This window comes from Arthrobacter sp. Y3225209 (genome assembly GCF_059090685.1).
Genome location: NZ_JBNHFW010000017.1, coordinates 45,529 through 60,325, shown reverse-complemented (window position 1 = coordinate 60,325; position 14,797 = coordinate 45,529). Strand labels below are relative to the sequence as shown.

The 14,797-nt window shown below is 66.6% G+C and carries 14 protein-coding genes; 9 read left to right on the top strand and 5 right to left on the bottom strand.

Annotated features, from left to right (window positions below; genetic code table 11):
- Positions 1–62: 62 nt before the first annotated feature.
- Positions 63–2,573, bottom strand: coding sequence for a DNA gyrase/topoisomerase IV subunit A (locus AC5RVB_RS10870; protein WP_227902205.1), 2,511 nt, complete (start codon positions 2,571–2,573; stop codon positions 63–65).
- Positions 2,574–2,683: 110 nt separating this feature from the next.
- On the opposite strand from AC5RVB_RS10870, the gene AC5RVB_RS10865 reads away from it, so the two are divergent.
- From AC5RVB_RS10865 to AC5RVB_RS10850, 4 genes are read left to right on the top strand one after another with little or no spacing between them, the layout of a single operon-like run.
- Positions 2,684–5,371 (top strand): bifunctional acetate--CoA ligase family protein/GNAT family N-acetyltransferase, encoded by a 2,688-nt coding sequence (locus tag AC5RVB_RS10865; protein ID WP_494142689.1) that lies wholly within the window; start codon positions 2,684–2,686, stop codon positions 5,369–5,371.
- 60 nt (positions 5,372–5,431) lie between these two features.
- Positions 5,432–6,100: a DUF5998 family protein gene (locus AC5RVB_RS10860; protein WP_227902203.1), complete on the top strand. Its 669-nt coding sequence runs from the start codon at positions 5,432–5,434 to the stop codon at positions 6,098–6,100.
- 4 nt (positions 6,101–6,104) lie between these two features.
- The gene (locus tag AC5RVB_RS10855; protein WP_494142688.1) at positions 6,105–7,322 is read left to right on the top strand and encodes an alkaline phosphatase family protein; all 1,218 of its coding nucleotides are present in this window, start codon (positions 6,105–6,107) and stop codon (positions 7,320–7,322) included.
- A 2-nt stretch (positions 7,323–7,324) separates the two neighbouring features.
- Positions 7,325–8,128 carry a thymidine kinase gene (locus AC5RVB_RS10850; RefSeq protein WP_494142687.1) on the top strand — a complete coding sequence of 268 codons (804 nt, stop codon included), beginning with the start codon at positions 7,325–7,327 and terminating at the stop codon, positions 8,126–8,128.
- Between the two features lie 144 nt (positions 8,129–8,272).
- Here the strand turns inward: AC5RVB_RS10850 and sepH are convergent, their stop codons facing one another.
- Entirely contained in the window at positions 8,273–9,670 is a 1,398-nt protein-coding gene (sepH, locus tag AC5RVB_RS10845; protein ID WP_494142686.1) for a septation protein SepH, read from the bottom strand.
- Positions 9,671–9,973: 303 nt separating this feature from the next.
- On the opposite strand from sepH, the gene AC5RVB_RS10840 reads away from it, so the two are divergent.
- On the top strand, positions 9,974–10,273 hold the full coding sequence (locus AC5RVB_RS10840; RefSeq protein ID WP_227902199.1) for a DUF4193 domain-containing protein: 300 nt from the start codon (positions 9,974–9,976) through the stop codon (positions 10,271–10,273).
- 4 nt (positions 10,274–10,277) lie between these two features.
- Here AC5RVB_RS10840 and AC5RVB_RS10835 read toward each other — a convergent pair whose 3' ends face one another.
- Positions 10,278–10,748, bottom strand: coding sequence for a DUF3093 domain-containing protein (locus AC5RVB_RS10835; RefSeq protein WP_227902198.1), 471 nt, complete (start codon positions 10,746–10,748; stop codon positions 10,278–10,280).
- A 235-nt stretch (positions 10,749–10,983) separates the two neighbouring features.
- Between AC5RVB_RS10835 and dut the strand changes: the two genes are divergently transcribed.
- The 4 genes from dut (at position 10,984) to AC5RVB_RS10815 (ending at position 13,338) form a co-directional block, all read left to right on the top strand.
- Positions 10,984–11,454 (top strand): dUTP diphosphatase, encoded by a 471-nt coding sequence (gene dut, locus AC5RVB_RS10830; RefSeq protein WP_341482016.1) that lies wholly within the window; start codon positions 10,984–10,986, stop codon positions 11,452–11,454.
- Positions 11,455–11,518: 64 nt separating this feature from the next.
- On the top strand, positions 11,519–12,259 hold the full coding sequence (locus AC5RVB_RS10825) for a DUF3710 domain-containing protein (RefSeq protein WP_494142685.1): 741 nt from the start codon (positions 11,519–11,521) through the stop codon (positions 12,257–12,259).
- 3 nt (positions 12,260–12,262) lie between these two features.
- A complete protein-coding gene (locus tag AC5RVB_RS10820; protein ID WP_227902195.1) occupies positions 12,263–12,604 on the top strand; it encodes a hypothetical protein in 342 nt (113 codons plus the stop codon).
- Complete coding sequence (locus AC5RVB_RS10815; protein WP_494142684.1) at positions 12,601–13,338, top strand: DUF3159 domain-containing protein; 738 nt, start codon at positions 12,601–12,603, stop codon at positions 13,336–13,338. The genes AC5RVB_RS10820 and AC5RVB_RS10815 overlap by 4 nt, the downstream gene beginning before the upstream one ends.
- On the opposite strand, the gene AC5RVB_RS10810 is transcribed toward AC5RVB_RS10815, so the two are convergent.
- Both AC5RVB_RS10810 and AC5RVB_RS10805 read right to left on the bottom strand, forming a co-directional pair.
- Complete coding sequence (locus AC5RVB_RS10810; protein ID WP_494142683.1) at positions 13,227–14,012, bottom strand: potassium channel family protein; 786 nt, start codon at positions 14,010–14,012, stop codon at positions 13,227–13,229. The genes AC5RVB_RS10815 and AC5RVB_RS10810 overlap by 112 nt on opposite strands.
- Positions 14,009–14,683 (bottom strand): potassium channel family protein, encoded by a 675-nt coding sequence (locus AC5RVB_RS10805; RefSeq protein ID WP_227902192.1) that lies wholly within the window; start codon positions 14,681–14,683, stop codon positions 14,009–14,011. Before AC5RVB_RS10805 ends, AC5RVB_RS10810 begins: the two co-directional genes overlap by 4 nt.
- Positions 14,684–14,797 lie beyond the last annotated feature (114 nt).

The window sequence follows — 14,797 nt, the reverse complement described above, 5'->3', positions numbered from 1 at the left end:
AGCCGGGCACAAAGAACGGCAGGCAGGCTCACTGAGCCTGCCTGCCGTTTCGCTTTCCGGGCTTAGCCTTCAGCCCCGCCCTGGCTGGGGCCCACCGCGTCCACGGCATTGGCCAGCGGAACACCGGAACCGTCCCGGCGCCCATGTTCGGTGGGAAGCGCACGGGCCACGCCGTTGGCGGCGGCCGCCTTGGCCGGTCCGTGCCCGGCCCACGCCACGGCGAGGCTGTCTTCGCCCTTCAGGAAGCGGTGCGCCCGGACCCCGGCGGTAGCCCTGCCCTTGGCGGGGTACTCCGCAAACGGGGTAACCTTCACCGATCCGCCGGGTGTTCCCGGCAGGGTTTCAGCTGCGGTGGAAACGGTAACCACGACGGCGTCTGGATCCTCGCCGGCCACAACGCCGAAGAACACCACGGCATCATCGGCGGCAAGCTTGATGCCGGCCACGCCGCCGGCCGTCCGGCCCTGCGGGCGGACCGCCGAAGCCGGGAAATGCAGCAGCTGGGCCGAACGGGTCACGAAGACCAGTTCGTCATTTTCGTTGGCGGCAACCGCCGCTCCCACCACTTCGTCCTTGGGCTTGAGCGTAATGGCCTCCCAGTCATCACGGTTGAGCGGATAATCGGGATTAACCCGCTTCACCACGCCGTTACGGGTTCCCAGTGCCACCACCTCGTTCAGCGGTACCAGGCCGATCAGGCTTTCGCCCTTGCCCAGGGTCATGAATTCCTTCACCGGCACGCCGCCGGCCAGGTTGGGCAGGCCGGCCGTGGACGGCAGCGCGGGCAGGTCCAGTACCTGGATCCGGACCATTCGGCCCGAGGAGGTCAGCGCACCGATCTCGCCGCGGGCGGTGGTCTTCACCACGGAGCGGAAGACATCGTGGCGCACACGCTGGCCGCCCTCCACCAGCGGCTCCTGGTCCGAGGTGCGGGCCACCTGGCCGGAGGTGGTCAGGATGGCCCAGCACGGGTCATCCGGAATCTCCAGAGGCAGCACCGCCTTGGCGCCCTTGCCCGTGGTGCCGGCAGCAGCGGCAACCGCAGCGCCCTTCAGCGGGGACGCGGCTTCGGATTCCAGCAGCACGGTACGCCGCGGGGTGGCGTACTTGGCGGCAACCTCGCCCAGCTCATCGGAAACCAGGGCGCGCAGGCGCTCTTCGGAGTTCAGGATGGCCTCGAGCTCCTCGATGGCCCTGCGCAGTTCCTCCTGCTCCTTCTCCAGCTCGATCCGGGAGTATTTAGTCAGCTGGCGCAGGCGGAGTTCCAGGATGTGGTTGGCCTGGACCTCGGTCAGGTCATAGATGGCCATCAGCCGTTCGCGTGCCTGCGCGGTTTCATCCGAGGACCTGATGATCTGGATAACCTCGTCAATATCCACGATCGCGATGAGCAGGCCCTCGACCAGGTGCAGGCGGTCCTTTTTGCGGCCCAGCCGGTAGGCGGTGCGCCGCCGGACCACGCCGATCCGGTGGGCAATGTAGACCTGCAGCAGTTCCACCAGGCCCAGGGTCCGGGGCTGGCCGTCCACCAGGGTCACATTGTTGATGCCGAAGGAATCCTCCATGGGTGTGAACTTGTACAGCTGGGCCAGCACGGCGTTGGGGTTGAACCCGTTCTTCAGCTCGATCACCAGGCGGAGTCCGTGGGCACGGTCCGTGAGGTCCACAATGTCGGAGATGCCCTGCAGCTTCTTGGACGTGACCGCATCCTTGATCTTTTCGATCACCTTCTCCGGGCCCACCATGTAGGGCAGCTCGGTGACCACCAGGCCGGTGCGCCGGGCGGTCAGCTGTTCAACTTCCACCTTGGCCCGTGTCTTGAACGACCCGCGGCCGGTGGCGTAGGCATCCCGGATGCCGTCCAGGCCGACAATCCGTCCGCCGGAAGGAAGGTCGGGCCCGGGGATAAAGCGCATGACCTCATCGAGCCCGGCGTCCGGGTTGGCAATGAGGTGCTGGGTGGCGGCAATGACCTCGCCCAGGTTGTGCGGGGCCATATTCGTGGCCATGCCCACGGCAATGCCCGTGGCGCCGTTGACGAGCAGGTTCGGGAACGCTGCCGGAAGGACTTCGGGCTGCTGGAGCTGGTTGTCATAGTTGGGCACGAAGTCCACTACGTCTTCGTCCAGGTGATCCGTCAGCGTCAGGGCCGGAGCCGCCAGCCGGGCCTCGGTGTACCGCGCGGCGGCCGGGCCGTCGTCGAGCGAGCCGAAGTTGCCGTGCCCGTCGATGAGGGGAAGCCGCAGCGCCCAGTCCTGCGCCATGCGCACCATGGCGTCATAAATGGCGGTGTCGCCGTGCGGGTGGAGCTTGCCCATGACCTCGCCCACCACGCGCGCGGACTTCACATGGCCACGGTCCGGGCGCAGGCCCATGTCCGACATCATGTACAGGATGCGCCGCTGGACGGGCTTGAGGCCGTCACGTGCATCGGGCAGCGCACGCGAATAGATCACCGAATAGGCGTACTCGAGGAAGGAACCTTCCATCTCGGTGGTGACATCAATATCAATGATGTTCTCGGCGATCTTTTCGCCGGGTACGGACTTGGAGACGGGTTGGCGCCGGGCCATGCTGTTGTCGAATCCTTGCAGTGGTAGGGGGTGGATGTTTTCCATGCGGCCGCAAAACCATGCGGTGCGGGATAAATGCGGTGGGGGAGAATGCCCACTACTCTGAGTCTATGGTGGAGCAGGGACATTACCCCGAATATTGGGAAGCGGACGTCGTGTTGCGTGACGGAGGAACCGGCCATCTGCGGCCGGTGTCCCCGGCTGATGCAGATGCCCTCCAGGCGTTCCACATGCGGCAGTCGCAAAGCTCCATCTACCTCCGGTTCTTCACTTACAAGGCTAAGCTCAGCAGCAAGGAGCTGGAGCGCTTCACCAATGTGGACTACCGCAACCGGGTGGCGTTTGTGATCACCATCGGCGACGAGATCATCGGCATTGGCCGCTATGACCGCCTGGATGATCCCACCGAGGCCGAGGTGGCGTTTAACATAGCGGACGAGCACCAGGGCCGCGGGCTCGGCTCCATCCTGCTCGAACACCTCGCCGCCGCGGCCCGGGAAAACGGCATCCGGCGGTTCTCGGCCGAGGTCCTGCCGGAGAACCGAAAGATGATCGGTGTGTTCGCCGACGCCGGGTATGAAGTCAGCAGGCACTTTGACGACGGCGTGATTGCCCTGGACTTCAACATTGACCCCACCGAGAAATCGCTGGCAGTGATGGAGGCCCGCGAACACCGGGCCGAGGCCCGCAGCGTTGCTGACCTGCTCTCACCGTCCTCCATTGCGGTCATCGGTGCCAGTCGGGAATGGGGCTCGGTGGGCCAGCAGCTACTGGAACACATTATTGAGGGTGGCTTCAAGGGATCCGTCTACGCCATCAATCCCGAGGCGTTCGAGCTCGCCGGGATGATTTCCTACAGCCGGATTGCCGAAGTCCCCGAGACCGTGCAGCTCGCCGTCATCGCAGTGCCGTACGAGCAGGTCCTGGAAGTGGCCGATGAATGCGCAGCGGCCGGCGTCAAGGCGTTGCTGGTGGTCACCGCCGGTTTCGGCCCGAAGGGGCCCGAGGGCCTGGCCCGGCAGCGCGCCCTGGTGCGCCGGGCGCGCGCCCACGGCATGCGCGTGGTGGGTCCGGCCTCCCTGGGACTGATCAACACCCGGCCGGAGGTTTCGCTGAATGCCTCCATGGCGCCGGCCCTGCCCCGGCGCGGCGGCCTGGGGCTTTTCAGCCAGTCGGCGGCCATCGGCGTCCTCCTCTACGCCACCGCGCAGCGCCGTGCGCTGGGGCTCTCCTCCACCATCTCCGCCGGCAACCGTGCCGACGTATCCGGCAACGACGCCATGCAGTACTGGGAGGACGACGCCGATACCCGCGTGGTGGCGATGTACCTGGAGTCGGTGGGCAACCCGCGTAAGTTCTCACGCCTGGCCCGGCGGCTGGCGCGCACCAAACCCGTCATTGTGGCCAAATCGGATGTTACCGGGCAGCAGCTGCCGCCGGGCCACGCCGTGCGGACCACGCAGGCACCTCCGGGGGCACTTGATGCGATGCTGCGCCAGTCCGGCGTTATCCGGGTCAGTACCAACGAGCAGCTGATCGATGTGGCCCAGATAGCGGTCAGCCAGCCGCTTCCGCGCGGACGCCGGATAGCAGTTTTCAGCAACTCCGTCGCGCTGGGCCGGGTGCTGGCCGACGCCTGCACCGGCATGGACCTGGACATTGCCCGGCTGGAAACGGAACTGGCGCTGGACACCGGCATGAGCGTTGCGCTGCCGCAGCTGCGCCGGACCGTCACCGAGGTGCTCTCCGCCGATGACGTCGACGCCGGCGTCGTCGCCGTCCTGCCTGCCCCCGGGCTGGGCACCGAGGCGATCGCCGCGGCGCTGGCCGAATGCGTACAGGCAACCGGCAAGCCGCTTGTTGCCGCGTTCACGGGGATCGTGGATCCCCGCGCACATGTGGAAGGACTTCTGGCCGCCGATACCGCCGGGCCGGGGGAGGGCCTTCCCTGCTTCAGCAGCCCCGGGGCAGCGGTCAGTGCCCTGGCCTCGGTGGTCCGCTACACCGAGTGGGCAGCCCGGGACCACGGTACTTTCGTGGAACCGGAGGGCGTGGACACCGACGGAGCAGCCGCGTATATCGACTCGCTGATGGACCAGGTGGAAGGGGACCGGCTGACCCGCCTGGATCAGGCCCAGACAGCCCGGCTGCTGGAGTTCTACGGCATTTCCGTACTGCCTGCCAAAAGTTTCACTACCGAGGATGAGGCCGTGCAGGCGGCGGAAGAACTCGGCTGGCCGGTGGTGGTCAAGACCCGCGAAGGACACCTGCGGCACCGCCTGGACCTGGGGGGAGTGCGGCTGAACATCTTCACTCCGGAAGCACTGCGGACCAACATCGTGCAGATGCGGGAGGCCCTGGCGCGGTACGGCACTTTCGAAATGGAAGTGCAGTCCATGGCAGCCAGCGGCCAGGGCTGCCTGATCCGCGCCATTGAGGATCCCCTGCTGGGACCGGTACTCTCCTTCGGGCTGGCTGGAGACGCCACCTCCCTCCTGGATGACTGGGCCCACGCCGTACCGCCGCTGACGGACCGCGATATTTCCGATCTCGTGCGGACACCGCGGGCCTCGGTGAAACTTTTTGGCTATCAGGGCCTGCCGGTGGCCGACACTGCCGCGCTCGAGGACCTGATTGCCCGGATAGCGGCGCTGAAGGACGAGCACGCGCAGATCGGGCTGATCGAAATCAACCCGGTGCTGGTATCGGCCGAAGGGGTCACCGTGCTCAGCGCCGACATCCGTCTGGGCCACCCGCAGCGGCGTGCCGACAGTGCACGGCGGGCGATGCGGGACTGATCTTCCCGCCGCCCGCGCGCCATTTAGGCACTGGAGGCCGATCTGGGGGAAACTGGAGACATGTCGCCGTTACTTTCCGCTGAACGCCGCAGCCTTGATGCCTCCATGGAACGTGCGGGCTTCTACCCGACGCTCCTGGCCGACGTCGTCCACGACGCCCTCGACGGCCGGGAACCGCTGTCCCACCTCATCCACCTCGAAACGCACTTTGAGCGCACCGAGGTGCACCGGCACATCACCGTGCTGGTCCTCACCGAGGACATGCTGGTTATCACCCACGTGGATGATCAGCAGCTGGATGAGGCCGGCGAGCAGATGATGGCCCAGGTATCCACCGAATCGGTTCCGGTCACCCAGATCCGGTCCGTGGTGCTGGGTTACATGTATGCCCAGCCGCAGAACTACAAGCCTTCCGATCCGGTCCGCGAAATGACCCTGGCCATCGCCTGGTCCGGCGGGCAGCGGCTGGACATGGGTCCGGCAGGCTGTGCCGACCCGCAGTGCGAGGCGGACCACGGTTACACGGGCACCATTGCCCAGGAGGACATTGTGCTGCGCGTGAGCTCCGAAGCCGACGGCGCGCAGGCAGTGCAGAACGCCAAGGCCTTCGCGCGCGCACTGCGCAAGGTCAACACGGACACCACCACCGCGCCCCGTCCCCTGGACACCGACACACGGCGTGTTCCCGGCATTGGCGGACGCTTCAACCGCGCCCACCCGCAGCGGTAGCTCCGTGGGATCCGACTCCGCCGTTCCCTCGCCCCTGCCCGCGGCACCGGCTTACGGCAGCCGCTCCGTAAGCGATGTCCTCGCCAGCGCAGCTGCCGTCCTGGGTGTGCCCGGATACACCAACCGGCTGAACCTGCCGGCCGCCAAACGCGTTTGTGTTGTCATGGTGGACGGCCTCGGCCTGTCCCTGCTGAAGAAGCGCGGCGGACACGCCCCCTTCCTGCGGAGCTTCCTGCCCGGTGCCCGCAGCCTGGATGCCTCTTTCCCCACGACGACGGCGGCCTCCCTGGCCTCCCTGGGCACCGGACTGCCGCCCGGACGGCACGGACTCGTAGGCTACGACGTGCTGGATCCGGAGCAGGACAAAGTGGTGAACATGCTCGGCTCCTGGGACGCCGGCGTGGATCCGCTGCGCTGGCAGCCGTATCCCACCGTCCTGGAAGAGGCAGCCGGGCATGTTTCCGTTGCCACCGTCAGCCTGCCGCGCTTTGCCGATTCCGCCCTGACCCGGGCGGCGCTGCGGGGCGGCACGTTCATCCCGGCCTCCGGTGTCCATGCGAGGGTTTCCGCTGCGGTGGATGCCCTCGCCGGAGCGGACCGGATGCTGATGTACCTGTACTGGAACGAGCTGGATAAGGCCGGGCACCGCTACGGGTCCGCCTCCGCCGAGTGGGGCAACGAACTTGAAGAGCTGGACAGCGCACTCAAACGCCTCGTCGCCAGGGTGCCCGCCGGTACCCTGGTGCTGCTGACGGCGGACCACGGAATGGTGGATGTTCCCGCCGGCGCACGTTTCGACTTCAGTACGCAGCCTGAACTTATCGACGGCGTCCGGCACACTGCGGGCGAGCCGCGCATGGTGCACCTGTACCTGGAGCCCGACGCCGGCAGCGCCGCACTGGAGCGGCTGCGGTCCGCCTGGCAGAAAGCCTATGGCAACCGGGCCTGGATCTTCACCCGGAACGAGGCGGTGCAGGCCGGGTATTTCGGGCCGGACGTGGATCCGGCCGTACTGCCGCGCATCGGTGACCTCCTGGTAGCCGCCCGCGAACCCGTCGCCCTCTACGACCTGCGGCGTGTGCCCGCCTCTGCCTTCGATGTGGTCGGCCAGCACGGCTCACTGACGCGGGCTGAGTGCGAAGTGCCGCTCCTGGTCCTGGCCCGCCCGGAAACCCCCACCCGCTCACACGCCCGGCCCCGTGCGGCCAGCGGCGGAAAGTAGTCATGGCAGAACTGGTCTTTTTTTCGGGCACCATGGATTGCGGGAAATCAACCCTCGCGCTCCAGATGGACTACAACCACAGCGCCCGCGGACGCGGGGGAATCCTGTTCAGCCGCAATGACCGCGCCGGTGAATCCATGATCTCCAGCCGGCTCGGACTGCAGACTCCCGCCGTCGAAGTCCGTGACGACACGGATTTCTGGGCCGAGGTGCTCAACTGCCGCGCGGCGGGACACAACGTGGACTACCTGATCTGCGACGAAGCGCAGTTCTACAGTGCCGACCAGGTGGAACAGCTGGCCTGTGTGGTTGATGAAATGGGCATTGACGTGTTCGCCTTCGGCATCACCTCGGACTTCCGCACCCGGTTGTTTCCCGGGTCCCAGCGCCTGGTGGAGCTGGCCGACCGCATGGAGGTCCTCCAGGTTCGGGCCCTGTGCTGGTGCGGCCGGCGCGCCACCCATAATGCGCGAACGGTCGACGGCGTGATGGTTACGGAGGGGGACCAGGTGGTAGTGGGTGACGTTGAGGCCCGTGCCTCCGCCGCAGCTCCGGACGCGCGCCGGGACGGGCAGGCGGATGCCGCGCCCCTGTTTGACGATCAGCCGCTCTTTGACGCCGATGACCTGCTGGAGGCCGCTTCCTCCGGTACCGCCCCGGCGGTTGGCTACGAAACCCTGTGCCGCCGGCATTACATGCGGCGGGTCACCGCGCATCAGGCGGCCTTGCTGACAGACGAGGGCGAGCCAGCCTCGGCGGATATCTGCTCCGTGGAACCGGCTGCGGGACAGCGCCGGCGCCACTAAACCCCACCGACTGGCTGGCGGCACTACCCGGCCCCCACCACCGGCCATAACCAGCAACCGGTCCCAACCAGCAACGCAGAAGGGCTGCCCACGGCGGGCAGCCCTTCTACGTTCGTGTTTCCGGTGGCCGGAGGCGCCGGAGGGCTAATCGCCCTTGGTGCCGAAGACTATCTCGTCCCAGGACGGTACCGAGGAACGCTTGGGCTTAATCACCCGGCGTTCGGAGCCGTCCTCCGGCTTGGCGTCCTTGGAGCTGTCCGACTCGTCCACGCGCTGGCCCCGGCCGCCGTTGGGCAGCCGGTCCCAGGGGAAGTCCCGTCCGGCATTCTTCCGTGCTGCAGCCGCCGTGTCTGCCGCGTCCTCGGCCGGCTCGGAAACAGCTGGCGTGTTTTCCGCTGCGGGGTCTGCCCGGGATGCCGAAGCGTCCTGCGTGTCCGCCGGCCCGGAGTCAGGGGAGTCCCCGGTGCGGGCCGCACGGCGGCGGAACGGGCGGGCCAGGACACTGATTTCCCGGGTCTGGGTCACCCCGCCCGGCAGCGTGATGGGATCAATGGTGCCCTCGCCGTCGGCCGCAGCAGCAGTGGACGGGTCCTCCGCCGACGGTGCGCTGATGGACGGAGCCAGGGTAAGCCGGCCTGTACGCGGCCGCTTTCCTGCGTCGTCGTCCTCTTCGGCATCGGCACGCCCGTCCCGCGGGTGGGCAGCGGGAACACTGCCCTTGGCGAGCAGCGTGGCAAGGGCGTCATCCCCTTCTTCGTCGCTGCCCAGACGCTGCCCGCGGCGCGAACGGAGGACTTCGAGGATGCTGTCGGTGTCCGTGGACGGCTCCTCCGGTCCGCTCTCGGCTTCGAAGTCGAAGACACGGTCCGCGACGGCGGCCAGGCGCCGGGTGGGAACGGGGGAGTCCAGCGGCTCGAGTTCGCTAAGGACCTGGGCCCACCTGTTGGTATTGGTGACGCTCTTGCGCAGCGGACTGAAAATCCAGCGCGCGGGGGGCTCCTCACCCACGGCTACGCGGGACTTTTCGCTGAGGTCGAACCGGGCAACAACCTCCCAGGTGCCGTCCGGCCGCCGCCAGGCGTCCCACTGCACGGAATCAGGGTCCACACCGAAGGAACGCAGGCGGTGCAGGACCATATCGCCGAGGTTGACCGGGTTCTCGCCAAAGGCGCTCCGGTAACCGTCGTGCGTGGCGGACATCGGGGCCGCAACTTCAACGGCCTGGGCCTGCCGGGCCACATACTCGCGTTCGGCGAGCACCGGACCTTCGTAGCGGCGGATATGCGCCAGGTCGTGGCCGGACAACTCAGCCACTTCCTCGGCGCTGGCGCCGGAGCGGATCCGGGCCTGGATGTCCCGGGGCGTCATGCTGGGGCCGGACCCGGTGGAGGCGTCCGCCTGTGGTGCGGACCGGTGCGTGGGGCGTGAAGCTGCCACACGCAGTGCTTCATCGATCCGCAGACGGAACGTTTCGCCACCCTTGCCGCTTAACAGCAGATGTTCGCCACCTTCATGGACACCCACCAGCCGTAGATCCTGCATCAAAAAATCCTCCACCCGATAGCAATTCCTTCTTGAAACAATGCCATCACCCGAGGCGAAAACCTAAGGTTTGGCCGGGTGTGGCGCGATTGGGAAGGGGTCGAAAGCGGGCCCCCGGCCCGCCCGGGAGACACCGGTTGGCTTTTTGTCCGCCGTTAGGCAAAAATCTCTGCTTTACGGGCACAAAACAGGTATCCGTGGCGTTGATATCTCCGAGTCGCTGACACGGGTCCGGACAGCCGGTCCTGCGCGGACTCAGGGAACGGCGAACACCACTCAACCGGACGGTGAGAAGAAAACATTATGGCGACAGATTATGACGCCCCCCGCAAGACCGAAGAGGACGCCGGCGAGGAGTCGATAGAAGAACTCAAGACCCGGCGGGTGGATCCGCAGTCGGCTGTGGTGGACGAGGACGAGGCAGAGGCCGCCGAGGGCTTCGAACTGCCCGGCGCCGACCTTTCCAGTGAAGAGCTGCTTGTCCGGGTCATGCCGGCGCAGGCAGACGAATTCACCTGTGCCTCCTGCTTCCTGGTCCGCCACCGCTCCCAGATTGCCTTGGAGAAGGACGGAATGTACTACTGCGTGGACTGCGAAGGCTGATGCCCTAGCGGCCCTCGGTCAGCGCCTGAACCAGCTTCTCGGGGTGCCGGGTGGAGGTGAGCCAGTACGGCGTGCGGTCCGCCGGGTCGGTGATTTCAATCCGGACCACCGGCGAGATCCATCCCCGGATGCACATGTAGGCAGTGGCGTTCAGCGCCGGTCCCCGCTGGAGCGTGGCGTCATCTCCGCGGAAGCCTTCCACCCGGCCGATGAAACGGCGTTCAATCTGGGCGCGTCCCACCTGCAGGGAGTCCGGCGTGACCCGGATGGCAGGGGTGGAGAGGATCAGCAGGACGGCAAGGATGATGGCGGCAATCACCGCGCCGGTGATGCCGGCAAAAACACTGATGGGCATAAAAACGAGGATGCAGGCGGAGGCAAGGCCTGCGGCGATAAGCCAGATCCAGATGGAGGGCGTGAGCCGTTCGGAGTACAGCACTGTGTTCGCGGGGCTCTTGGCAGAAGGGGATGACATACCAACAGCTTTTCACCTTTGCCGAGGCATTTCATCCCGCGCCGTGCCGTCAGTGCGGAGCCGGGGAACCGTACAGGAAAACGCGCTAAAGTGTGGTGGGTTGACCCGGGCGGACGCCCGCGAAGCAACCGGCCCCGCCAAAGCGGGGCACCATTCATTATTTGTCCATTCACTTCCGTGTGGCCGCTCCGGCCGCGGGACAGCGGATGCAGGTCTATTGAAACCGGAGAAACTGGTGCCAGAGGAAGCGACCACCCTGAAGGTGCAGCTCAAGATGCTTGACGAAGGCCTGGAAGCGCCCTCGTATGCCCATCCCGGCGACGCCGGGGCGGACCTTCGCTCGCGGATCGATTTCACGCTGGAGCCGGGGGAGCGGAAGCTCATTCCCACCGGTGTTGCCCTGGCGCTGCCGCACGGCTATGCCGCCTTTGTGCACCCCCGCTCCGGACTTGCCACCAAACACGGCATCAGCATTGTCAATGCACCCGGGACCGTCGATGCAGGCTACCGGGGGGAAATCTCCGTCACACTGATCAATACCGACACCACTGAGGCAGTCAGCCTGCGGCGGGGTGACCGGATTGCGCAACTGGTGATCCAGCGGGTGGAAACCGCAGGGTTTGTTGTCGTTGACGAACTGCCGGACTCCGTTCGCGGCGCCGGCGGGTTTGGCTCCACCGGGGGCTTCAGCGCCGTACCGGCCTGAGCCCGTGCCCGGCTGCCGTGCCGGGAAATTTGAACTTCGCAGATGAGAGAGAAGGAACCTGGTTATGGCATTTGGGCGCCGTAAGAAAACCAAGGCAGAGGAACCGGCAGCTGCCGGCGTTGCCGCCGAGACGGCAGGCGACGTGCAGGGCGCAGGTGCGCAGGATTCCGCGGCGGCGGAGGCCGGCACACCGGAGGCGGCCGGCCCCTATGACCTGAGCGACCGGCCTTCGGAGGAAGGCTACATTGATCTCGGTGCCCTGCGGATCGCTGCTTCCCAGGGGCTGCAGCTGCGCCTGGAGGTCGAGGAGAAGACCCAGCGCGTGGTCGCCGTGACGCTGGATCTTGAGGGCTCCAGCCTGCAGCTCCAGGCGTTCGCTGCTCCCCGCTCGGAAACTCTCTGGGACGACATCCGTGAGCAGATCGGCAAGTCGGTCAGTTCCCAGGGCGGAACCGTGGATGAACTTACCGGCACCTTCGGCACCGAGCTGCTGGCCAAGGTCCCGGCCCAGGCACAGGATGGCTCCAAGGGCTACCGGGTGGCGCGTTTCGTCGGTGTTGACGGGCCCCGCTGGTTCCTTCGCGGCGTCTTCGGCGGTCCGGCAGCCATGAACCCCGATGCTGCACGCCCCCTGGAGGATGTCTTCCGTAACGTGGTGGTTGTCCGCGGCGAGCAGCCGCTGCCGCCCAGGGATTTGCTGCAGCTGCGCCTGCCGCGAGACGCATCCCCGCTGCCGCGGCCGGCTGCAGGCCCCGCCCGGCCTTCCGCACCTAAGCGTGGCCCGGAAATCACGACGATCGGCTAATCGGTGCCAACAGCCTACGGTTCCCCCCACTTCGTCAGCGTCAAGTCCCTGCCGCCACGCGGCAGGGCCTACTGCCGCGGTTACGTATCAGCCATCACGGTTGCGCCGGCCACCGAGCCGCCGCGTTTCACGGCGATGGTGGAGGATTCCATGGCGGCGTACCGCAGCTCCCCGCTGAAGCCCCGCCCCAAGGTGCGGCTCATCTGGGTTGGCCAGCGCCGCGTTCCCGGCGTCGAGGCAGGGACCTCCCTCGCCTTCGAGGGTATGGTCTCGACGGTGGACGGCTATCCCACAATCTTTAACCCGAGATACGAAATCATTGGACGCCCGGAGGCCGACGCATGAGCACCCAGAAGGACCCCGGTGAAGGCCAGCCGGATTTGAACCAGCTCGCGGGACAGTATGCTGCCCGGGCAGGCATGGAACGCCGCGAAGACGGCCAGATTGACGTCCTGAAATCCGTGGGCGGAATCCGAGGACTGGCTGAAGCAATTGTCCCGGGCCTGCTGTTTACGCTCCTCTACACCGTGGGTGCCGCGCTGAACCTTGCCCTGGGTGCAGCAGTGGCAGCCGCGGCGGTCTTTTCCATTGCCAACCTGATCCAGCGCCGTCCGCTGATGCAGTCCCTGACCGGGGTGGCCGGCGTCGCGATCTGCGCGTTTGTTGCCCTTCGCAGCGGTGAGGGCGCCACCTACTTCGTGCCCGGGTTCTACCTCAACGCGGCGTACATCCTGGCCTTCCTGGTTTCCATCGCCGTGAAGTGGCCCGTGGCCGGCCTGCTCTTCGGATTCATCCGGGGCGAGAACCTGGACTGGCGGGCCGTGCCGGTGCGGATGAAGGCCTACATCTGGGCCAGCTGGATCATCGTGGCGGTCTTCGCGCTGCGGCTGGCAGTCCAGCTGCCGCTGTACCTTGCGGACAACGTTGCCGCCCTGGGCACCATGCGACTGGCCATGGGCGTACCGCTCTATGCGCTGGGATTGTGGCTGGCCTGGGTGGTTTCCCGTCCCGCGGCCATTGTTTCGGACGGCTCCGCATCCGATGCCCCGCCGGAAACAGGGTCCGCGTCCGCTCCCTGACCGGCACGCTGATCGGCGCCGGGGGCCAGTACGGCACGCAGATCATCCTCCGCCGCGATGGTGGTGATGAAGAACAGTTCGTCGCCGGGTTCGACGACGTCGTCGTTGCTGGGGGTGACGGGCACGTCGTCGCGCAGGATGGCCACCACCGTGGCATCCAGCGGCCAGTCGATGGAGCCAAGGGTCCGTCCGGTCAGGTGCGAATCCGCGGGGACGGTGAATTCCACCATCGAGGAGACACCGGTCTGCAGCGTCAGCAGCCGGACCAGGTCACCGATCTCCACTGCCTCCTCCACCAGGGCCGTCATCAGCCGCGGGGTGTTAACGGCTACGTCCACACCCCAGGAGTCATCAAACATCCAGTCGTTCTTGGGGTTGTTGACCCGGCCCACCGTGCGCGCCACCCCGAACTCGCTTTTGGCCAGCAGCGAGACCACCAGGTTCACCTTATCGTCACCCGTGGCCGAGACCACGACGTCGGCATCTTCCAGCTGGGCGTCCTTGAGGGTGGTAAGTTCGCAGGCGTCGCCAATGAGCCAGCGCGCACCGCGCAGCCCGCTGCGGCCCACGCACTCGGGCTTCTCATCAATGAGCAGCACATCGTGCCCGTGCGAGAGCAGTTCCTTGGCAATGGAGCTGCCCACGCTGCCGGCACCGGCAATCACAACTTTCACGGGGACTCCCTGATCGGTTCCTTGGAGAGGATTTTGCTGATTTCCGCCGTCCGGTCCACGGACATCATGGCGTGCAGGACGTCGCCCTGCTGGTAACTGCTGTCCGGGCGGGGGAGTATTCCCTCCCCGAACCGCGTGACGTAGGCGATACGGACTCCTGCTGCGGCTTCGATACCGGAGAGTGAGCGGCCCAGCCAGGCCTCGTGCAGCGCCAGTTCGCCCAGGATCAGCCGGCCGGAAGACTCCCTGAAGTCGCCGTTGATGCTCTGCTCAGGCAGGATCCGACGCAGCACCTGGTCAGCGCTCCAGCGCACCGCGGCCACCGTGGGGATTCCCAGCCGCTGGTAGATCTCCGCGCGTCCGGGATCATAGATACGGGCAACCACGTGCCCGACATGAAAGGTCTCGCGGGCAACCCGGGTGGCCAGGATGTTGGAATTATCGCCACTGGATACGGCGGCAAAGGCATAGGCTTCCTCGATGCCGGCAGCCTTCAGCGTGTCACGGTCAAACCCGACGCCGGTAACCTTGCGGCCGGTGAAGGTGTGCCGCAGGCGCCGGAAGGCCCGCTCGTCCTGGTCGATAATGGCGACCGAATGGCCGGCATTGTCCAGGGTGTGCGCCAGGCTGACGCCCACGCGCCCGCACCCCATGATCACGTAATGGGCCAACTGCCCTACCTCGGTTTCGGTTCGGTCCTTGGTGACTGTTCCACAGATGAAAAACAATCAACGCCAGCTTAGTCCTGCCCGGGGCCCAAATAGCACAGCGCCCGGCCCTCGTGG

Bases quoted from the DNA above. Each gene is read 5' to 3' on its own strand.
- AC5RVB_RS10870 (WP_227902205.1), bottom strand. From the start codon at position 2,573: ATGGCCCGGCGCCAACCCGTCTCCAAGTCCGTACCCGGCGAAAAGATC.
- AC5RVB_RS10865 (WP_494142689.1), top strand. From the start codon at position 2,684: ATGGTGGAGCAGGGACATTACCCCGAATATTGGGAAGCGGACGTCGTG.
- AC5RVB_RS10860 (WP_227902203.1), top strand. From the start codon at position 5,432: ATGTCGCCGTTACTTTCCGCTGAACGCCGCAGCCTTGATGCCTCCATG.
- AC5RVB_RS10850 (WP_494142687.1), top strand. From the start codon at position 7,325: ATGGCAGAACTGGTCTTTTTTTCGGGCACCATGGATTGCGGGAAATCA.
- sepH (WP_494142686.1), bottom strand. From the start codon at position 9,670: ATGCAGGATCTACGGCTGGTGGGTGTCCATGAAGGTGGCGAACATCTG.
- AC5RVB_RS10840 (WP_227902199.1), top strand. From the start codon at position 9,974: ATGGCGACAGATTATGACGCCCCCCGCAAGACCGAAGAGGACGCCGGC.
- AC5RVB_RS10835 (WP_227902198.1), bottom strand. From the start codon at position 10,748: ATGTCATCCCCTTCTGCCAAGAGCCCCGCGAACACAGTGCTGTACTCC.
- AC5RVB_RS10825 (WP_494142685.1), top strand. From the start codon at position 11,519: ATGGCATTTGGGCGCCGTAAGAAAACCAAGGCAGAGGAACCGGCAGCT.
- AC5RVB_RS10815 (WP_494142684.1), top strand. From the start codon at position 12,601: ATGAGCACCCAGAAGGACCCCGGTGAAGGCCAGCCGGATTTGAACCAG.